Source organism: Bacteroidales bacterium, from assembly GCA_035342335.1.
Lineage (GTDB): Bacteria > Bacteroidota > Bacteroidia > Bacteroidales > JAGONC01 > JAGONC01.
The window spans coordinates 96,993-116,790 of record DAOQWY010000010.1 but is presented as its reverse complement, the minus strand read 5'-3'; the positions used below and the strand labels follow the sequence as shown (position 1 = coordinate 116,790).

The 19,798-nt window shown below is 49.4% G+C and carries 17 protein-coding genes; 11 read left to right on the top strand and 6 right to left on the bottom strand.

The genetic code is table 11. The features are described 5' to 3' along the window. The first annotated feature begins 82 nt into the window (after positions 1-82). Together PKI34_07040 and PKI34_07035 are read left to right on the top strand one after the other, a co-directional pair. The gene (locus PKI34_07040) at positions 83-1,228 is read left to right on the top strand and encodes an MFS transporter (protein HNS17557.1); all 1,146 of its coding nucleotides are present in this window, start codon (positions 83-85) and stop codon (positions 1,226-1,228) included. After that, positions 1,228-1,755 (top strand): GNAT family protein, encoded by a 528-nt coding sequence (locus PKI34_07035; GenBank protein HNS17556.1) that lies wholly within the window; start codon positions 1,228-1,230, stop codon positions 1,753-1,755. The genes PKI34_07040 and PKI34_07035 overlap by 1 nt, the downstream gene beginning before the upstream one ends. Positions 1,756-1,817: 62 nt before the next feature. Here PKI34_07035 and PKI34_07030 read toward each other — a convergent pair whose 3' ends face one another. Further along, the gene (locus PKI34_07030) at positions 1,818-2,498 is read right to left on the bottom strand and encodes a zinc metallopeptidase (GenBank protein ID HNS17555.1); all 681 of its coding nucleotides are present in this window, start codon (positions 2,496-2,498) and stop codon (positions 1,818-1,820) included. Positions 2,499-2,695: 197 nt separating this feature from the next. Here PKI34_07030 and PKI34_07025 point away from each other — a divergent pair, with 197 nt between their 5' ends. The 8 genes from PKI34_07025 (at position 2,696) to PKI34_06990 (ending at position 11,681) form a co-directional block, all read left to right on the top strand. After that, the gene (locus tag PKI34_07025) at positions 2,696-4,246 is read left to right on the top strand and encodes a DUF853 family protein (GenBank protein ID HNS17554.1); all 1,551 of its coding nucleotides are present in this window, start codon (positions 2,696-2,698) and stop codon (positions 4,244-4,246) included. 43 nt (positions 4,247-4,289) lie between these two features. Then, positions 4,290-5,255 carry an endonuclease gene (locus tag PKI34_07020; GenBank protein HNS17553.1) on the top strand — a complete coding sequence of 322 codons (966 nt, stop codon included), beginning with the start codon at positions 4,290-4,292 and terminating at the stop codon, positions 5,253-5,255. A 60-nt stretch (positions 5,256-5,315) separates the two neighbouring features. After that, the gene (locus tag PKI34_07015) at positions 5,316-5,828 is read left to right on the top strand and encodes a ferritin-like domain-containing protein (GenBank protein ID HNS17552.1); all 513 of its coding nucleotides are present in this window, start codon (positions 5,316-5,318) and stop codon (positions 5,826-5,828) included. A 91-nt stretch (positions 5,829-5,919) separates the two neighbouring features. Beyond that, entirely contained in the window at positions 5,920-8,184 is a 2,265-nt protein-coding gene (locus tag PKI34_07010) for an aconitate hydratase (protein ID HNS17551.1), read from the top strand. 106 nt (positions 8,185-8,290) lie between these two features. Further along, positions 8,291-9,355, top strand: coding sequence for a type IX secretion system protein PorQ (gene porQ, locus PKI34_07005; protein ID HNS17550.1), 1,065 nt, complete (start codon positions 8,291-8,293; stop codon positions 9,353-9,355). A gap of 14 nt (positions 9,356-9,369) precedes the next feature. After that, positions 9,370-10,260, top strand: a complete 891-nt coding sequence (locus PKI34_07000; protein ID HNS17549.1) for a 4-hydroxy-3-methylbut-2-enyl diphosphate reductase — start codon at positions 9,370-9,372, stop codon at positions 10,258-10,260. Between the two features lie 3 nt (positions 10,261-10,263). After that, a complete protein-coding gene (locus PKI34_06995; GenBank protein HNS17548.1) occupies positions 10,264-11,376 on the top strand; it encodes a DNA replication/repair protein RecF in 1,113 nt (370 codons plus the stop codon). 14 nt (positions 11,377-11,390) lie between these two features. Then, a complete protein-coding gene (locus PKI34_06990) occupies positions 11,391-11,681 on the top strand; it encodes a DUF721 domain-containing protein (GenBank protein HNS17547.1) in 291 nt (96 codons plus the stop codon). Positions 11,682-11,707: 26 nt separating this feature from the next. Here PKI34_06990 and PKI34_06985 read toward each other — a convergent pair whose 3' ends face one another. The 5 genes from PKI34_06985 to PKI34_06965 all read right to left on the bottom strand — a co-directional run bounded on the left by PKI34_06985 (position 11,708) and on the right by PKI34_06965 (position 18,307). Beyond that, positions 11,708-12,319, bottom strand: a complete 612-nt coding sequence (locus PKI34_06985; GenBank protein HNS17546.1) for a fumarylacetoacetate hydrolase family protein — start codon at positions 12,317-12,319, stop codon at positions 11,708-11,710. A gap of 107 nt (positions 12,320-12,426) precedes the next feature. Further along, on the bottom strand, positions 12,427-13,251 hold the full coding sequence (locus PKI34_06980) for a 3'-5' exonuclease (GenBank protein HNS17545.1): 825 nt from the start codon (positions 13,249-13,251) through the stop codon (positions 12,427-12,429). Positions 13,252-13,261: 10 nt separating this feature from the next. Continuing rightward, positions 13,262-14,548, bottom strand: a complete 1,287-nt coding sequence (locus PKI34_06975; GenBank protein ID HNS17544.1) for a dihydrolipoamide acetyltransferase family protein — start codon at positions 14,546-14,548, stop codon at positions 13,262-13,264. A 97-nt stretch (positions 14,549-14,645) separates the two neighbouring features. Next, a complete protein-coding gene (locus tag PKI34_06970; GenBank protein ID HNS17543.1) occupies positions 14,646-16,613 on the bottom strand; it encodes a glycosyltransferase in 1,968 nt (655 codons plus the stop codon). Positions 16,614-16,678: 65 nt separating this feature from the next. Next, the gene (locus PKI34_06965; protein ID HNS17542.1) at positions 16,679-18,307 is read right to left on the bottom strand and encodes a transglutaminase domain-containing protein; all 1,629 of its coding nucleotides are present in this window, start codon (positions 18,305-18,307) and stop codon (positions 16,679-16,681) included. A 139-nt stretch (positions 18,308-18,446) separates the two neighbouring features. Here PKI34_06965 and rimO point away from each other — a divergent pair, with 139 nt between their 5' ends. Beyond that, positions 18,447-19,775 (top strand): 30S ribosomal protein S12 methylthiotransferase RimO, encoded by a 1,329-nt coding sequence (gene rimO / locus PKI34_06960; protein HNS17541.1) that lies wholly within the window; start codon positions 18,447-18,449, stop codon positions 19,773-19,775. The last annotated feature ends 23 nt before the right edge of the window (positions 19,776-19,798 follow it).

Here is a 19,798-nt window from a genome sequence, read left to right as displayed (position 1 = left end):
GCACAAAGGCACAAAGGCACAAAGGCACAAAGGCACAAAGGCACAAAGGCACAAGATAGCTGCTGACTAAAAAACACGCTGCATGAAAAAACTCCAGTACGCAAAATTGCCTCCTGTTCTGCTGGCGTACATCGTGATGGGATTTGTGGATATCGTGGGTGTCGCCACAGGTTATGCCAAGAATGATTTTCACCTGAGCGACGGTGTGGCACAACTGATACCCAGCCTGGCCTTCATCTGGTTCCTGGTTTTCTCAACGCCCACGGGCATTCTCCAGGATAAGTTCGGAAAAAGATTCATGCTGAACATCGGAATGGTACTGACAGGGATCGGCATGGTCGTTCCCCTGATCACCTACTCCTTCGCTTCCCTGCTGATCGGCATCATCTTCCTGGGGATCGGAAACACGGTCGTACAGGTTTCAGCGAATCCGCTCTTGATGGATGTCGTCCCGCGGGAGAAATTCTCCAGCTTCATGAGCCTGTCGCAATTCATCAAAGCGATCTGCTCATTGATGGGACCAATCATAACCACAGCGGTGGCTGTCAGGTTCGGTAACTGGAAGATCGTTTTCCTGGTGTACGCCATTACCTCCTTCATTGCAGTCGCCTGGCTCTATCTTACCAGGATACAGGAACTGAAACCGGAACGGGCGCCGGCCACGTTCAAATCGTGCTTCAGCCTGCTCAACCGCAGGTTCATCCTCCTGATGGTCCTGGCCATCCTGTTTATTGTCGGTGCGGATGTTGGAATGAACTCCAACATTGCCAATTACCTGAGCCGCCGGTTTGGCCTTTCGCTGGAGCAGGCCTCCCTTGGCATCAGCCTGTATTTTTTCGCCCTGATGGCCGGCAGGTTCCTGGGTGCGGTCGGACTGAACTTTTTGCCTTCCAAAAAGTTCCTGCTGGGCTCCGCCATCCTGGCATTGGTCGGCATCCTGATGATGATCATCGCACCATCGGTCCTGGTGGCACGGATCGGGATCTTCATCACCGGACTGGGTTCCGGGAACCTGTTCCCGTTGATTTTTGCCATCACCATCGACAAGATGCCTGAGCGGGCCAATGAAATTTCAGGATTGATGGTGATGGCCATTTCAGGCGGTGCACTGATCCCTCCCCTGATGGGATTGGTCAGCGACAGCATTGGCGTTGTGGCGAGTTTGTTCCTGCTGCTGTTCTGCCTGCTCTATGTTCTTTTCGTCGCCCTTTATTCTCAGCGAAAATAATGGCACGCCTCACCGACGGATCCATCACACTGAGACCCTGGAGGGATTGTGATGCACCTTCGCTTGCAGCCATTGCTGACTGCAAGGAGACTGCCGGCAATTTGCGTGACGGATTCCCGCATCCTTACCATGTGATTGATGCCGAGAACTGGCTTCGACTTACAAAGAAATTTCGGCGTAATCCTACCCTTTATTTTGCCATTGAGTTCCACGGTCAGCTGGCCGGCAGTATTGGGATTGTCCCTAAGGACAATGTTTACCGGAAAAATGCCGAGATCGGTTATTTCGTCGGCAAAAAGTACTGGGGAAAAGGCATTGCCACAAAAGCGATCGGGCTGGTTGTAACCTATATCTTTCAGCATTTTGACATCGAACGCATTTATGCCGAGCCCTATGCCCATAATACTGCCTCGCGAAGAGTGCTGGAAAAAAATGGATTTACCTGTGAAGCAGTGCTGAAAAAGTATGTCATCAAGAACAACGTCCTGCTCGACAGCTGTATCTATTCCATTCTTCGCGCTGATTGATCAACTTACCGGAATCGCCTTATTTGGCGATGAGCTGCAGCTATTTCTTCGAAATTCGGGATTCAGTCTCTTCTTCCCATATAGATCATCAGGTAGTACAGCAGTGAAGCAATCGAGCCAAGGGCTGCCACGAGGTACGTACGTGCTGCCCATCTCAAAGAATCTTTTGCCCCGTCGTATTCCTGGGAGGAGACTACGTTCCGGGTTTGCATCCAGGCCAGTGCTCTTTTGCTGGCATTGTACTCCACAGGCAGGGTGATGATTGAAAACATCGTTATCACGGCAAAAAGCAGGATCCCTATCAGCAGAAGGCTGGGGAAGGTATTGATCAGAATGATACCCCCCAAAATCACCCATTGAACGAGCTGGCTGCTGAAACTGACCACGGGCACCATTTTGGAGCGCATGGTCAGCCAACGGTAAGCGGTCGCATGCTGAAGTGCATGACCGGTCTCATGGGCCGCTACCGCAGCTGCGGCAGCACTGCGCTGACTGTAAACCGGCTCGCTCAGGTTAATGGTCTTATTCGTTGGATTGTAATGATCCGATAAATGACCTTTTACCGAAGTCACCTTCACATCGGTAATGCCATTATCAGCCAGCATTTTCTCTGCGATTTCCTTTCCGGACATCCCATTTCGCAATGGAATCCGTGAATATTTTTTGAATTTTGCCTGAAGCACCTGCCCGACGATCAGTCCCACAACGGCAAAAATGGCCCCGATAATATATGCACCAATCATAATTTTAATTTTTTAAATGAATAATTGCACCCACTTAGCAAATTTCGCACCATTTACCCTTCACCTTCAGGCAAAGTGCCTATTTTGCGAATGCAGGTCATAAATTTCTGACAAAATAACAACATTTATTACTTTTGTAGAAATTATATTCGTTAACATCTTCAGCAAACTCTGCATTTCCGTTAAACTTAGTCATCATGGGACAGAAAGAAAAATTCATCAGCGACATCCAGGCAGGCTACACATTTAAAAAGGATTACTTTGTGCTGGGGGGGGCCATGTTCAACCGTGAACCCATTGAAGGAACTCAGATAAAAATACCACTTAAGACCATTACCCGGCATGGATTGATTTCCGGAGCAACGGGAACCGGCAAGACGAAAACCCTTCAGGTCATCGCAGAGCAGCTTTCACTCAAAGGGATCCCGGTCGTGTTGATGGATATCAAAGGCGACCTGAGTGGATTGGCTCAGCCCGGGCAGATTAACGATCACGTGATCTGGCGGCAGAAGATGATAGGAGAGACTTACGAGCCCTTGCCCATGCCCGTGGAGCTGATGTCCATTTCAGGAGAGCACGGCGTCAGGCTGCGTTCCACCATTTCAGAATTCGGTCCGGTATTGTTCTCCAAAATACTGGGATTGAATGATACCCAGTCCAGTGTCATCTCCATGATCTTCAAGTATTGCGATGATCATAAACTGCCACTTATCGATCTGAAAGATTTCCGGAAAATGCTCCAGTTCGTCAGCAATGAAGGCAAGGCAGAGCTTCAGAAGGAATACGGAGCTGTTTCCGGAACAACGGTTTCCACGATCATCCGGAAGATCATCGAGATTGAGGAACAGGAAGCGGACCGCTTTTTCGGAGAACCCAGCTTTGAACCGGAGGATCTGCTGCTTATGGATAAAGACGGACGGGGTGTCATATCCATCATCCGCCTGACCGACATCCAGGATAAGCCGAAGCTTTTTTCAACATTCATGCTTTGCCTCCTGGCAGAGATCTACAATACGTTCCCTGAGCTGGGGGATGTTGACCGGCCCAAGCTTGTGCTGTTCATCGATGAAGCTCACCTGATCTTCAAGGAAGCCACCAGTGCACTGCTCGACCAGCTGGATGCCATTATCAAGCTGATCAGATCCAAGGGCGTGGGTGTGTACTTTTGCACGCAGGATCCCAATGATGTTCCCGATTCTGTTCTGGCGCAGCTTGGACTGAAGGTGCAGCATGCGTTAAGAGCCTTCACCGCCAAGGACCGGCAGATGATCAAGCGAGTGGCCCAGAACTTCCCCATTTCAGAATACTATGAGACAGAGGATCTTCTGACGTCGCTGGGGACAGGGGAGGCGCTGGTCACCGTGCTGAACGAAAAAGGTGTGCCGACACCCCTTACGGCGACGCTTCTCCGTGCACCTCTGACACGCATGGATGTCCTCCGGCAAAATGAAATTGATGCACTGGTGAGTGACTCCCAGCTGGTCAGAAAATATAACCAGCCGCTGGACCGCCAGAGCGCCTATGAGATCATTACCCAAAAGCTCGAAAGGGCATCAGAAGAGGAGTACCGGAAAGCAAAGGAAGCTGAGGTTGAGAAGGCAAGAAAAAGCCTGAAAAAGCAAAAAGAGTCGCCCTCGGTCGTTGAAAAACTCAGCAAGAATACCATGGTGCGTCAGCTGGGAAGAACGGTAATGAGAGAACTGACCAGGGGAATACTGGGAACACTGGGTATTAAACTGAGAAGGTAAATAAATAGGCCGTTCTGGATTGTTGTCCAGCCTGGTCAAAAGGATGATGCAAGAGAATTCCAACACCAGCGGTAAACACATTCTTTTTTACAATGTCGAGAATCTGTTTGATACAAAGGATGATCCGGAAACATTCGACAATGAATACCTTCCTTTCTCAGCAAAAAAGTGGGACAGATCACGTTATGCCACAAAGATCAACCATATCGCCAAGGTGATCGGTTCAGCCGGTGGCGACCTTCCCGTGATCGCTGGTCTGACCGAGATTGAAAATGACACAGTCCTTAACGATCTGATCAATGCAAAATGGCTTAAGCCAGGTAATTATGGTTTCGTCCATTATGACTCCGGCGATGAGCGGGGCATGGATGTAGCCCTTCTTTACAGAAAAGATTATTTTACTCCTGTTTTCTCACAGCCTATTTCCTTGCATTTTCCATTTGATAGGGACGACAAAACAAGGGATGTTCTCTACGTCAGGGGGATGTTTTCAGGGCAGCATGCGGTTCATTTGTTCGTGAATCACTGGCCATCCAGGAGGGAAGGGGTGATGGCATCGGAACCCAGGCGCGTTCATGCTGCCAAAACCGTCAGGCAGTTCATTAACGGCATTTTTTTCGAAGAACCCGATGCCAGGATCCTTCTGATGGGTGATTTCAATGATCCTCCTGAAAGTTACAGCCTGAAAAAGGTCCTTCTGGCAGGCCCCGCCAATAAATCCGGCAACCTCTTCAATCTGGCCTATCCGTTGTTTCGCAAACGCCTGGGAACCATCAACCACCGGGGCCGGTGGCTCCTCTTCGACCAGATCATCGTGAGCCGTTCTTTCGTGAATCCTGATTCCGGAATCCATATCCCGGCCGGCAGCTTCCGGATCTTTGACGCCAGCTGGCTGTTGTTCACCCATCCAAAATACCGCGAAAAAATGCCGAACAAGACCTATTCGGGTAACGACTACCATGGGGGGTACTCGGATCATTTACCGGCATTCGTTACGATAATTCTCTGAGAAAGTCCGATAATTCGTAACTTTGCCACACGAATCATAAACACAAAATAATTTATCACTATGGGAAAACATGGAATTGAGATCCTGAATCTGGATGTCGAAAAGTTACTGGAGATGCTGAACGCTGCCCTGAGCGAGGAGTGGCTGGCTTATTATCAATACTGGATTGGTGCCCGCGTCATGGAAGGGCCGATGAGAAGTGAAGTTGAGCCTGAATTGCTCCTTCATGCCGATCAGGAATTGAACCACGCGGTGATGGTCGTTGAACGCATCACACAACTGGGCGGTACCCCGGTGCTCAATCCTGACCAATGGACAAAACTGAGCCGGTGCGCTTACGAAACACCTACCGATCCCTATGTCGAGGAGATCTTAAACCAGAACCTGACAGGCGAACGATGCGCCATAAAAAGATATCAGGAGATTGCCGACTACACAGCCGGAAAGGATCATTCAACACACCAGCTGGCAACCACCATACTTGCGGAAGAGATTGAACACGAGCAGGATATCGAGGATTGGCTGACCGACCTGGAGCGATTGAAAGAAGACCTTCGGAAGATCAGGTTCTAAGCAACGATCTGCGAACGATCAGTGAACAAATGTGCAGCATGACTGTTCATTTGTACGACGGTGTCATATCATAAAACCATCACAAATCACTATGTTATTTGATCTTGAACTGGTTTCCGGGATTTACCACGACCTTCCTGGTAAGGTTAAGATGGTCAGACGGATCTTCAACCGGCCGTTGACCATTACCGAAAAAATTCTGTACAGCCATCTGTTCGATGAATATCCCGTGCAGCCTCATACGAGGGGGATGGATTATGTCAATTTTGCCCCTGACCGTGTAGCCATGCAGGATGCGACGGCCCAGATGGCCCTGTTGCAGTTTATGAATGCCGGAAGGAAAAAGACGGCAGTGCCGGCTACGGTCCATTGCGACCATTTGATACAGGCACACACCGGGGCGCAGGCAGACCTGGATGTCGCCCTGCAACAGAATAAAGAAGTGTATGATTTCCTGCAGTCGGTTTCAGCGAAGTACGGCATTGGCTACTGGAAACCCGGTGCCGGGATCATTCATCAGGTAGTCCTGGAGAACTATGCTTTTCCAGGGGGAATGATGATCGGGACAGATTCCCATACGGTGAATGCAGGAGGCCTCGGCATGATCGCCATTGGCGTGGGAGGTGCCGATGCGGTGGATGTGATGGCGGGAATGGCATGGGAACTCAAAATGCCACGGCTCATCGGTGTGAAACTTACGGGCCGTCTTGGCGGCTGGACATCCCCGAAAGATGTCATTCTGAAGGTTGCAGGCATTCTGACCGTCAAAGGCGGGACCGGGTGCATCCTTGAATATTTTGGTGAGGGAGCCGATAGCCTTTCGGCTACAGGAAAAGGTACCATCTGCAACATGGGTGCTGAGATCGGTGCGACGACTTCCTTGTTTGGTTACGATGATAAAATGGCTTCCTACCTTAGGATGACGGGCAGGGAAGCCATAGCTGACCTTGCTGATCCTGTCAGGCAGCATCTGCGCTCCGACGCAGAGGTTTATGAGAATCCGGTTGCATTTTATGATGAGCTCATCGAGATCGACCTCTCCAAACTGGAACCCCATATCAACGGTCCCTTTACGCCGGATGCCGCTTACCCGATTTCTGAATTCGGGAAAGTGGCCGTCGAAAAAGGATATCCCCTGAAGATCGATGTCGGGCTGATCGGTTCCTGCACCAATTCATCCTATGAGGATCTTACCAGGGCAGCTTCTGTCGCAAAACAGGCAAAAGAAAAGGGTTTGAAGGTACAATCCGAATTCACGGTCACTCCTGGATCGGAGCAGATCCGTTTCACGGCTGAAAGGGACGGCCTTCTGAAAATTTTCGAAAGCATTGGCGGAGTGGTTCTTTCGAATGCCTGCGGACCCTGTATCGGGCAATGGAAACGCCCCGGTGAAGAGCCGGACCGGATCAATACGATCATAAATTCGTTCAACCGGAATTTTGCCAAACGCAACGACGGGAATCCAAATACCCACAGTTTCGTTGCTTCACCCGAAATCGTGACCGCGCTGAGCATTGCAGGCACACTCACATTCAATCCGCTGACCGATTCGTTGATCAACGATAAAGGTGTACCGGTGCAACTGGATGAACCTGAAGGTATTGAGCTTCCTCCTTCTGGTTTCGACGTAAAGGATGCAGGTTATGTTTCCCCTTCTTCCGGAGATGCTGATGCTGAAGTGATCATCAAACCCGACTCTGAACGCCTGCAGGTCCTGGCGCCCTTCAAGCCCTGGCACGGCGGCGATCTCACCGGCCTTCGGCTGCTCATCAAGGTTAAAGGTAAATGTACCACCGATCATATATCCATGGCAGGTCCCTGGTTAAGGTACCGCGGGCACCTTGACAATATTTCCGGTAACCTGATGATGGGTGCGCTGAATTATTTCAACGGACAAACCAATCTTGTCAAGAACCAGCTAACAGAAAGCTACGACAAGGTGAGCCTGGTGGCAAGGTATTACAAGGCACATCGGGTTGAATCCATAATCGTCGGAGATGAGAATTATGGCGAGGGTTCTTCACGCGAACATGCTGCGATGGAACCCCGTCATCTGAACGTGCGGGCCGTGCTGGTGAAATCCTTTGCAAGGATCCACGAAACCAACCTGAAGAAACAGGGAATGCTCGCCTTGACCTTCGCAGATAAGAATGACTACGACAAGATCCGTGAAGACGACATTATCGCAGTGATTGGATTAGAGGGATTCACTCCGGGCAGACCGCTGCTCATCCGCCTGAATCATTCTGACGGTACCGTGGAGGAGTTCAATGCAAACCATTCCTGCAACAGGATGCAAATCGAATGGTTCAAAGCAGGAAGCGCCCTGAACCTCATCAGAAAGGAGCAAAAATGAACGTACGGCCGAAAATGGTTGCCGGTAAAATATTCGCTCAGGGATTTACGTTTAATGTCATAGCCTTCAAAAAACAGAAAGGTGAGTTAAAATTAAACTGTAGCCTGTGAAAAAGTATCGTCTCATTGTTTGCTTGATCTTCATCGTTGCGAGCTCTTCATTCTCAAAGATTGATGCTCAGACCGGGGGCGATAATACGTATGAGTTTCTGAACCTGACCAACTCGGCCCGCATAGCCTCCATTGGGGATAAGTACCTTGTGGCGAAAGATCATGATATCACGCTGACGCTTAATAATCCTTCGCTGATCACCCGGGAAATGAATAATTTTCTTTCCCTCAGCTTTGTCGATTATTTCTCCGACATCAACTATGGCTTTGCGATGTATTCCCGTTCCTTCAACAAGGTCGGGAGCTTCGTGGGAGCAATCCAATTCATTGACTACGGAACGTTTACTTACGCTGATGCGACAGGCCAGACTGCCGGTACCTTTGGGGCTTCTGAATATGCATTTAACCTTGGATGGGGACGATCACTTGATTCTGCTTTTTCCATCGGTGCAACACTTAAAGGGATCTATTCTTCACTGGAGACTTATAATTCCTTTGGAATTGCAGTGGATGTGGCCGGAACCTATGCTCCGCCGGGTCGTAACTTTGTCGTGTCGCTCATTTTCAGGAACATAGGAACGCAGGTACAATCCTATTATTCGGGACATCCCGAACCCCTTCCCTTCGAGATCAACGTGGGAATGTCGAAACGGCTGAAGCATCTTCCCTTTCGTTATTTCATCAACTATAATCACATCGAAAAATGGGATCTCACCTATCTGGATCCAAACGACCCGGGAATCATTGATCCTTTGACGGGGGAGGTGAAGGACCAGAAAGGAATTGCTGATTTTGCCGACAAGCTTATCCGCCATATTGTCGTGGGAGGGGAGATCATGCCAGCAAAGTTTTTAAGCCTGCGGCTTGGATACAATTACCAGCGCCGCCAGGAACTGAAAGTGTACGAAAAGCCCGCAACGGTGGGAATCTCATGGGGCATTGGACTGAAAATTTCAAACTTCGAATTCAGTTATGCACGTTCTGCCTATCACCTGACAGGCTCCCCGAATTTTTTCACACTTACGACCAACCTTTCCGGATTTCATAAGAACAACAAGTAACCCATTCCTTTGTCATGCAGATCACCATCGATCAGAATGCGGGCTTTTGTACGGGAGTAGAACGATCCGTTCGTATTGCCCAGCAAGAACTTGATAAAGGAAAACAACTTTATTGTCTTGGAGAAATCATCCATAACGAGCAGGCATTGAACCTGCTTCGTAACAGGGGTCTTCAGACGATCGGCTACGACACGTTCCGGCAGTTGAAAAATGCACGTGTTCTCATCCGTGCTCACGGCGAACCACCCGAAACGTACCGGATTGCAAGCGAAAATAACATTACCCTCATCGACACCACCTGCCACGTGGTTTCCAACCTTCAGAAACAGATCCGGGAAAATTACGCCCGGATGCTTAATGAAGGCGCACAGGTGGTGATCTTTGGCAAACAGGATCATCCTGAAATCGTGGGGCTGAACGGACAAGTCAGAGGAACCGCGCTGATCATATCCCTGGAATCTGACCTGCAGCAAATTGACTTCAGAAAGCCTGTACTGATCTACGTTCAGACTACATTCAATCAGCATCGGTTTGATTCGCTCATGAGGAAAGTGGTGCGGCTATCTCAGGGAATCCCTGAACAGGAACGGGGAGTATTGATGATCTATGATACGATGTGCAAACAGGTCAAGCAAAGGGAGAAATCTTTGGGCACATTTTGCAGGGATCACGATGTCATCCTTTTCGTCAGCGATCCGAAGAGCTCCAATGGCAACTATCTTTTCAGCATCTGCCAGAATGATAACCCATCCATCTTTTTCATCACCGGGCCAGACGAAATTCAGGCGGAATGGTTTACAGAGGCCAGATCGGTCGGCATTACGGGTGCTACCTCAACTCCCCTGTGGTTGTTGCAAAGTGTTGCTGCAAAACTCACCGAAATCGTATCTTCGCAGCAGGATTGACCTATGTTCCTGCAAAAAGTATATATCACTGACTTCAAGAATTATAGCGAAGCTGAGCTTGAATTTTGCGACAAGATCAATTGCTTCGTAGGGCGCAACGGAGCCGGGAAAACAAACCTACTGGATGCGATCCATTATTTATCGTTTTGCAAAAGCTATTTCAATCCGATCGATCAACAGAATATCCGGCACAATGCCCTTTTATTCACCCTTCACGGTACCTATTTTAAAAATGGTAACCAACAGGACCTGGTGAGCTGCATCCAGGAACGCGATCAGAAGAAAGTGTTCAGGATGAATAAGAAAACCTATGGCCGGCTGGCGGATCACATCGGCCTTTTTCCCCTTGTCATGGTTTCGCCTTATGACCGGGATCTCATCAACGACGGGAGCGAGATCAGGCGAAAATACACCGATAGCGTCATATCGCAGTTTGACCGTGTTTACCTGGATGATCTGATACAGTACAACAAAGCATTGCTGCAGCGAAATACGCTTTTGAAGACTTTTGCCGAACAACGGTATTTTGACGGGAAGTCACTTGAAATATGGGATGAGCAGCTGATCAACCTGGGCCGACGGATCTATATACGCAGAAAAGAGTTCATTGATCATTTCATTCCCATTTTCCGTCACTATTTTGAGTTCATCAGCCGTGGCAATGAGAAGGTGGATATTGGATATGATTCTCAGCTTCACGGCCGTGATTCCAGGGAACTTCTGAGAGCCAGCCGTGACAAGGATCTGGCGGCCCGCTTTACGACAGCCGGCGTCCACAAGGATGATCTGAATTTTACCATTGGGGATCATCCACTCAAGAAATTCGGGTCGCAGGGTCAGCAGAAATCCTTCGTTGTGGCCATTAAGCTGGCACAGTTTGATTATACCAGGGACATCAAAGGATTCAAGCCCATTCTGTTGCTGGATGATATTTTTGACAAGCTCGACGAAACCAGGGTGGAGCAGATCGTCCGGCTGGTCAGTGAGAATAGTTTTGGCCAGGTTTTCATTACAGATACCCAGCAGGACCGGATCATGAACATCATGGACCATCTTCGCATTGAGCACAGGATCTTTCGGGTAGATAATGGCACGATCAGCCGGCTGGCGGGATGATAAAACAGGCAGTTATGAAACGCTCGAATGAACAGACACTCAGGCAGGCACTGGAAGAAATGCTCAAGAGGTACCATTTGGAAGGAAAACTGGCTGAGATGCGTGTCATCGAAGCATGGGGCACGGTAACAGGAAAAATGATCACCAGGCACACCCGGAATCTGTACATCAGCAAAAAGAAACTTTTTGTCAGGATGGATTCACCTGCCATTAAGAATGAACTTTTTTACAACCGGCAGAAGCTGGTGGAACTCCTCAATCAGAAGGCAGGAGGAGATGTGATCGAAGAGATCGTATTGCTTTGATCTGACAGGACATCTGCACCCTTGGTTTACTTCACCACACACCGAAGCATCCGTTTATTCTCAAGATAAGCTTCCAGGCAATCGCCTTTCCGGATGGCCCCGACACCGGCAGGAGTTCCTGTAAAGATAAGATCTCCGGGTTTCAGCGTGATGAATCTGGAAATATGGGAGATCAGCTCACAAAAAGGAAAGATCATTTCTGCTGTGTTTCCTTTCTGCACGGTTTCACCGTTCTTATTCAGGTGAAAACGGATGTCATTCAGCTCGGGGAATTCATTTTTAGGCAAAAAGCGGCTCAGGGGGGCAGCACCGTCAAACCCTTTTGCCTGTGTCCACGGAAGGCCTTTCTCTTTTGCCTTTTGCTGTATGTCGCGTGCGGTAAGATCCAGTCCGATCCCCACTCCGTCAAAATAGTTGTGTGCATCCTTCAGGTCAATGTTTTTTCCGGCTTTGCCTATTCTCACCACGATCTCGGTCTCATAGTGAATATCCTGACTGAAATCAGGATAATGAAAAGGCCTGTTGCGCCGGAGCAGCGCAGTTTCGGGTTTGAGGAAAAAGACAGGATTCTCCGGCACCGGATTGTTCAGCTCCCTGGCATGCTCACGGTAATTCCTCCCAATGCAAATGATCTTCACGGATGATTATCTTATTAAAGTGGGCAGTTGAGTGTAATCTATCGAAAATCCCTGATTACTTACATTCTAAATCATAAATCCCATATCGGTTCATCGTTCATCAGATATCAGTCCCCCCGCGCGTTTCCCTTATTGAACTCCCTCATTTTGATGGCGGTGATGATCTTCTTGGTATACAGCGGGAAAGCACTCTTCATCATCCAGTCGTAATACTGAGGTTCAACCTGAAAAACTTCTTCAACAGTTTTGCCTTTGTATTTTCCGAAGTTGAAGATTTCCTTTCCCTGCTCATTGAAAATGATTTGCCCTGCCAGGTCGGCATAACGGGTATAAAAGGAGAATCTGCTCAGGGCTTCCACATCGTTGATGATGGGGAACGATTTATTCCCGTTCATGTCGATGTAGGGTGCATCCTGGTAGAGATCCAGTTGTGCTTTAAGCACTTCCAGCGAAACCAGGGTGTCGGCTTCAGCGCTGTGGGCCCCGGAATGTTCCTTTGAGCAGTAAAATTTATAAGCTGCCCGCAGTGTACGGGGTTCCATTTTATGAAAAATGTTCTGGACGTCGATGATGCGCCGGTTCTTCAGGTCGAAATCCACATCGGCCCTGAGAAATTCTTCGGCCAGGAGCGGTATGTCAAATTTGATGATGTTATAGCCGCCCAGGTCACAGCCAGCAATAAAGGCAGCGAGATCCCCTGCCAGCTCGGCAAAGGTGGGCTTGTCGCTGACCATCTCATCTGTTATGTTGTGAATCCGCGAGGATGATTCCGGGATGGGAATCGTCGGGTTGACCAGGTGGGTCCGGATCTTTTCGGAGCCATCGGGTGACAGTTTAATGATGCTGATCTCGACAATCCTGTCCGCGGCAATATCTGTCCCTGTCGTTTCCAGGTCGAAAAAAGCAATGGGCCGTGTCAGTTTCAGTTCCATGATGCATGTATCAGACAGTCCGGTTCATATCGTAATTTTCGAGGTATTCAGCCACGCGCTGGAGGTACATGCCTCCCAGGGCGCCATCCACGGCGCGGTGATCATATGCGAGCGACAGGATACAGATGCTTCGGATCCCGATCATGTCTCCCTCTTCGGTTTCAATCACCACCGGCTTTTTTTTGATGACCCCGATCCCGAGTATGGCCACCTGGGGCTGGTTGATGACCGGGGCGCCGGTCAGGCTTGCAAATGTGCCAAGGTTGGTGATCGTAAAGGTGCCTCCCTGAATGTCATCCGGGTCGAGTTTGTTGTTCCGTGCCCTGTTTGCCAGGTCATTGACCGTCTTGGCCAGTCCCAGCAGGTTCTTCTGATCAGCATTTTTGATGACCGGCACGATCAGGTTCCCGTTTGGAAGAGCCGTTGCCATTCCAATGTTGATATTTTTTTTAAGGATGATGGTATACCCGTCCACCGATGCGTTGACCCCCGGAAAATCCTTCAGCGCCCGGGCAGCAGCTTCGACAATGATGGGCATGTAAGTCAGCTTTTCTTTTTCCCTGCGTAAAAATTCGTCTTTCACCTTATCCCGCCACCTGACCACGCGGGACATGTCAACCTCAATGAACGAGGTGACATGCGGGGAAGTCTTTTTCGACATGACCATGTGGTCGGCGATCAGGCGCCGCATCCTGTCCATTTCCACCAGTTCGTCACCCGGACTTGCCAGCACTTTTGGTCCTTCCGAAACGATCGGTTTTGGCAGGATGGCGGTGACGGGGGTCTCTTTTGCAGCTGGAAGTGATCGTCTGGAGATGTACCTGAGGAGATCATCCCGTGTAAGCCGGCCATCTTTCCCCGAACCGGGTATCTTTTCCAGTTCTTCAGCCGGAATGTTCTCCTGTCGGGAAATGCTTCTGACCAGCGGCGAATAGAACCTGGTAAAGGAGGATTTTTCTTCCGCCGGCTTTATGATTTCTGCAGCGGGTTCAACGGGTGCTTCCTGCTGAGGCACCCCGGACTCGCTGACAGCCTGGCCGGCTATTTCAGATTCTTCATCCATGCTGATAACGGCAATGACTTGTCCCACAGGCACCACGTCGCCTTCCTTGTAGAGAACCTCCGACAGTTTGCCGTCAACCGGTGAAGGGATCTCCGAGTCGACCTTGTCGGTGGCAATCTCTACGATGACATCTTCTTCTTCAATCGTATCTCCAACATTTTTTACCCACCGGATGATCGTCGCTTCAATGATGCTTTCTCCCATTTTTGGCATCACCAACTCAAACCTGGCCATAGTATCTTGTTTTAAATGCAGAACAGATGATGAAATGCAAAAGTAATCAATCCGGTAAACAAATTACATCTTAATATTGTTCAGGCGGAACCCTGACTCAACGTCTGCCGAGGTTCCTGTATCCTCTGTAAAGGATCGTAAATTCATTGGCCAGGGAAAAATTCCGTGCGTAGAGCAGGTTCAGGCGGTTGATCGTCTGTGTGTCAAAGGATGGATTCTTGAAGATGTCTGTCGGATTGAGGATTCCTCGCTTCAGGTGGGGCAGATGGATCGTAACTGCGTTTTTGTCGGTTGAATAACCAACCCAGGTGCATTTGCCCAATAAGACCAGAAAACAGTTTCTGATGAAGAGAAGAGGATTCCTGACAAGGAAGATGCTGACCGGCAGACTGGCCAGCAGCAGGAGGCTGGCCAGCAGGTCAATTACACGTTTGCTCCTCCTGTTCCCGGGTTTATCCAGCGAATTTATGTCAATGATATAGGGATCTCCGGAAGTACTGATGGAGTTGCTGCCTATGATGGCCAGGGATTCGGGTGGGGCAATTTTATATTCCACCTGGGCGTTGTGTAGCTCTGTCATTTTATCAATGATCTCCTGTGCGGAAATGTCCTTGGCACAGAAGATGACCTCTTCGATCTTGTAAATTGAAATGATGTCGTTGATCTGGTGGATGTTACCAATGAATCCCTGTTCGGCATTGATCTCTTTTTTCACGTTGACCAGTCCGATGAATCCGGGATCAGGGGTGGCTCTCCTCAGAAGGTCAGCAACGCGGTTTGCTTCATCTTTTTCGCCAATGATGACATAGCGCCGGCCGGTGTATTGCTTGATCTGGGAGTTTTTTGCCCCGGACAGATGAAGCAGGTACCTTGTCAGCGTCATGATGATCATGGCCCAGAGCGCCCCGAGAAGGATCAGTGCACGGGAATACCTGTAGGTTTCAGGCAGCAGACCGTACAGGACCAGGATGGTGATCGTTCCGAAGAATATTCCCCGGTAAATACGGTTAAGGCGAATGGGCCGGTCGTATCCGCCGCTAAGGTAAACAGCCACGAGCCATATCAGAACATAAGCCGGTATGGCAACAGCCACCAGCTCGATGGGATAGTGGCCTCCATCCAGGTAGATAATGTTTTCCTCCCAGTAAGTTTTAATGACATAGATGCCAAGATAGATGAGTCCAGCATCCACAACCGGAAGGAAAATGGCTTTCAGGAACCTGGAAAGAACGGCAAGGAATGCTCTGAAATAGACGGCCAGGTTAATTAAAAATGAGAACAGACTTGCATTCTGGGGTGAGAAATGTTTTTTGGCAAAAATGACCATGGCATGGTAGAATACCCGCACGTAATTTACACTGCTTTTTTTTGTGCTTTCCCCTTTATAATGTATGATACGGGCTTTGGGATAATAGTAGTTCCTGTACCCGGCCTTCGTAATCCTGTACGACAGGTCGATGTCCTCGCCGTACATGAAAAATGTCTCATCCAGCAGCCCGATCCGGTCCAGAACCTCCCTTCGGAGAAGCATGCAGGCTCCGGATAATATGTCTACCTGATGGACCTGCTCCTTGTCAAGGTAACTCAGGTGATACTGCCCGAAACGGCGGGATTTGGGAAAAAGGCGCGAAAGGCCAAAGATCTTGTAAAAGGCAACGGAAGGTGTGGGAAGCCCTCTTTTGGATTCGGGCAGGAATTTGCCCTTCCCGTCCACCATCTTCACTCCCAGCCCGCCTGCCTCGCGATGCTCATCCATAAAAGCGATGATCTTTGAGAAGGTGTCATCCTCCACAACCGTGTCGGGATTGAGCAAAAGAACATAGTTTCCCTGTGACCGGCTGATGGCTTGGTTGTTGGCCCTGGCAAATCCCTTGTTCTCGTCGTTTTCAATCAGGATGACCTCCGGAAATTTCTCCCTGACCATTTGAACTGAACTGTCCACCGAGTTATTGTCAACAACAAACACTTCTGCCTCAATATCTGAGATGGCTTTTCTGACCGATAACAGACACTGCTCAAGGAAGTATTTCACGTTGTAGTTGACAATGACGACGGATAGCTTCATATACGGTTATGTGTTTAGTGTTGTTGTGAGCTACAAGCTGGGAGCTTGGGGCTTGCAGCTTGTAACTATTTCATCTTTTCCCAATCCCCGAAATGTTCAGTCGCTACGTGCGTTTTTGGTTCGGTTGTACGGAACTCGTTCGAGTTATAGGTCCATTCCATGGTTTCAGAGCCGCCTCCGCTTTGAGTGGTGATCAGGAACCGGTTCGATAGGTTTCCTATTCCAAGTGCCTGGTTTCGAGGCGAATCACTGTCACCGCCGGAAGGATCAACGGGGATCCAACCATATCCGGGCAGGTAAACTTCTACCCAGCGATGAAAAACATCGTCCATGCAGGTGTCATCACCGCGCACGACCACCGATCCGACGTAACGCGCCGGAATACCAGCAGCACGGCACATGGAAATGAACACAAACGTGTACTCAGAGCAGGAACCGTTGCCCCGGCTCAGAACAGTCGGCGCTGTGTTCCACCCGCCGGTCATCTCGTAATACATGTGCGCATGTATGTAATGATAGATCTGGCGTACGGTCCAGTAAACATTGCCCGGCACAATCACCGCCTCCTTCAGCGCCTGCTGGATCACCGGATGATGGATCTGATATTTCTCGTTGTCTTCCAGGTATTTTTCTGCGATGTCAGCTGGAATGTCGGTTATGCCACCAACGTGTTCAGGAAAAATAAAGTATCGGACCGCATAGGTTTTGACTTCCGTCACCATTTTGACCTCGATACGTTCACCGGCGTGAATGTTCTCCATGTGGAACAGCGCTGTGCGCTGACCCCAACGGTCAGTGACATATCCTCCGGGTTCGGGTGAGTATTGGATTTCCCCGATGATATCCTGGTTATCCCTGTTTTCCGGAACTGCCAGGTGAACATCGGATGTCAGGATGCGGCCAGGACCGAAATTGGTCGTGAAGTGGCGGTACGTGACCCGGGAATGACGCTCATTGTAACGGATGAATTTTTCTTCGTCCCGTGCCTTCAGCTCATAGATCTTATTATCCTGATCATCAACCACCCAGAGGGAAATGCCATCGTGACACATATCCATGGCAAATGCACCCGGTGCATCGGTGATCAGCAGGACTGAGCCGGTGACCGGGTCCATCATATAGATCTCGTTGGTGATCCTGTCGGAAACCCATAGATACATCCCGTCCCAGGTGATTCCACGCGGATCGGCCGCAGGGGAAGGGAATGCCCGGATGGTGGTCCCGTCTTCCGGGCTGAACTGAATGATCTCTTCGGCACCGCTGTCGGTACACCAAAGGTAGGCTCCGTCCCACGTCAGCCCGCCCGTGATCCCGGCAGGCGACTGAACCGTATGAAGAATGTTTCCTGTGACCGGATCAATCTTATACACTCTGGCTTCGTAGTTTTCTGATACCGGTAGGCCTCCCTGCAGATCCACGTTCCATAAACAGGCTCCATCCCACGCCAACCCAACCGGCCAGTAACCGGGAGATGGGATCGACCCGGTCACCTCACCGGTGGCAGGGTCCAGGCAAAAAAGCCGATCAAGGTACCTGTCAGCCACCCAGAGGTGCCGATCATCAAAGGTCAGCCCGGTCGGATATTCTCCGGGAGTTGCCAGTGAGCGGATCACTTCACCGGGAAAAGCTTGCAGCGGCAATGTTTTGCAGAACAGGATTGCTGTGAGTAACAACGGGAGGATCAATGTTTTCATCGATGTTTTTTTCAGGATTAAATCAAACAGCTAAGGTAAACAGAAATTTTGTTTCTGAATCCTTCACTTATCGTGAATTAGGTAGATCCTGAAGCCACTGACCCTGTTTTCAATTACTTTTGCACTCTGATTGCCTTTTATGCGTACCAAACCGGAAAAGACACTGACGTTGATAACGCTCGGCTGTTCGAAAAACACAGTTGATTCCGAAAAATTGCTGAAGCAGTTCAGGGAGAATGGTTTTGATGTGTCAGCCGACAGCGGCAACAAAAATGCATCTGTTGTGGTGATCAATACCTGTGGTTTTATTGATGATGCCAAAGAAGAGTCCATTGATACCATTCTTTATTTTATCAATGAGAAGAAAAAAGGGAATGTGGGTAAGGTCATTGTAATGGGTTGTCTGGCAAAGCGTTACAGAGAGGAGCTTCTTGAAGAGATCCCGGAGATGGATGGCATTTTTGGGGTGAATGAAACAACGGAGCTTCTTCAGTCTCTCGGGGGTAATTTGAAGTACGAACTCACAGGAGAACGCATCCTGACAACACCTTCGCATTATGCTTATCTCAAGATATCGGAGGGATGCAGCCATGGTTGTTCGTTCTGCGCCATTCCGCTCATCCGGGGAAAGAATGTATCCAGGCATCAGGATGATATCCTTTCAGAGGCGGAGTACCTGGTGAAAAATGGTACCAAAGAATTGATCCTGATTGCCCAGGATCTCACCTGGTACGGCATGGATCTTGACAGGCGCAGATCGCTGCCCTCGCTTTTGGAGAGTATGGCCTGCATTTCAGGACTTGAATGGATCCGGCTTCATTACACCTACCCTGCAGGTTTTCCGCTGGATCTTCTGAGGGTCATGAAGCAATTTCCCAATGTATGTAATTACCTGGATATTCCCATCCAGCATATCAGCGACCGTGTGCTTCGTTCGATGAAGCGAGGCATCACGGCCGGGCAGACCATCGCCCTGCTGGAAACCATCAGGAAAGAACTTCCCGGTGCAGCCATCCGAACCACCGTGATCGCAGGATACCCGGGCGAAACGGAACAGGAGTTCAGCGAGCTGACGCGTTTCATCGAACAGTTCAGATTCGACCGGCTGGGTGTTTTTGTTTATTCCCACGAGGAGGGAACACCTGCGCACAGGCTCCGTGATGATATTCCATTGAAGGTGAAAACGCAACGTGCAGATGAGATCATGCACATTCAGGAAGATATTTCCTATGAACTGAATGTACTTAAATTGAATAAGACACTCCCGGTCATTGTCGACAGGGAAGAAGGAGGGTATTTTATCGGGAGGACTGAGTTTGACTCACCGGAGGTCGACAACGAGGTTCTGATCGAAAAAGATCAAACCACGGCCGTACCTGGAAATTTCTACAGGGTTCTGATAACGGATGTTGAAAGCTTTGATATATTTGGTAAAATTGTACCCCATCCCCTGTCCGTTTCCCTATGAAGGGAGACAGGGGTAATATATTC

Excerpts from the sequence above, each read along its gene's own strand:
- PKI34_07040 (HNS17557.1), top strand. The coding sequence starts at position 83 with ATGAAAAAACTCCAGTACGCAAAATTGCCTCCTGTTCTGCTGGCGTAC.
- PKI34_06995 (HNS17548.1), top strand. The coding sequence starts at position 10,264 with ATGTTCCTGCAAAAAGTATATATCACTGACTTCAAGAATTATAGCGAA.
- PKI34_07010 (HNS17551.1), top strand. The coding sequence starts at position 5,920 with ATGTTATTTGATCTTGAACTGGTTTCCGGGATTTACCACGACCTTCCT.
- PKI34_07025 (HNS17554.1), top strand. The coding sequence starts at position 2,696 with ATGGGACAGAAAGAAAAATTCATCAGCGACATCCAGGCAGGCTACACA.
- PKI34_06990 (HNS17547.1), top strand. The coding sequence starts at position 11,391 with ATGAAACGCTCGAATGAACAGACACTCAGGCAGGCACTGGAAGAAATG.
- PKI34_07015 (HNS17552.1), top strand. The coding sequence starts at position 5,316 with ATGGGAAAACATGGAATTGAGATCCTGAATCTGGATGTCGAAAAGTTA.
- PKI34_07030 (HNS17555.1), bottom strand. The coding sequence starts at position 2,498 with ATGATTGGTGCATATATTATCGGGGCCATTTTTGCCGTTGTGGGACTG.
- PKI34_06975 (HNS17544.1), bottom strand. The coding sequence starts at position 14,548 with ATGGCCAGGTTTGAGTTGGTGATGCCAAAAATGGGAGAAAGCATCATT.
- rimO (HNS17541.1), top strand. The coding sequence starts at position 18,447 with ATGCGTACCAAACCGGAAAAGACACTGACGTTGATAACGCTCGGCTGT.
- PKI34_06980 (HNS17545.1), bottom strand. The coding sequence starts at position 13,251 with ATGGAACTGAAACTGACACGGCCCATTGCTTTTTTCGACCTGGAAACG.
- PKI34_07000 (HNS17549.1), top strand. The coding sequence starts at position 9,370 with ATGCAGATCACCATCGATCAGAATGCGGGCTTTTGTACGGGAGTAGAA.
- PKI34_06965 (HNS17542.1), bottom strand. The coding sequence starts at position 18,307 with ATGAAAACATTGATCCTCCCGTTGTTACTCACAGCAATCCTGTTCTGC.
- PKI34_07020 (HNS17553.1), top strand. The coding sequence starts at position 4,290 with ATGATGCAAGAGAATTCCAACACCAGCGGTAAACACATTCTTTTTTAC.
- PKI34_07035 (HNS17556.1), top strand. The coding sequence starts at position 1,228 with ATGGCACGCCTCACCGACGGATCCATCACACTGAGACCCTGGAGGGAT.
- PKI34_06970 (HNS17543.1), bottom strand. The coding sequence starts at position 16,613 with ATGAAGCTATCCGTCGTCATTGTCAACTACAACGTGAAATACTTCCTT.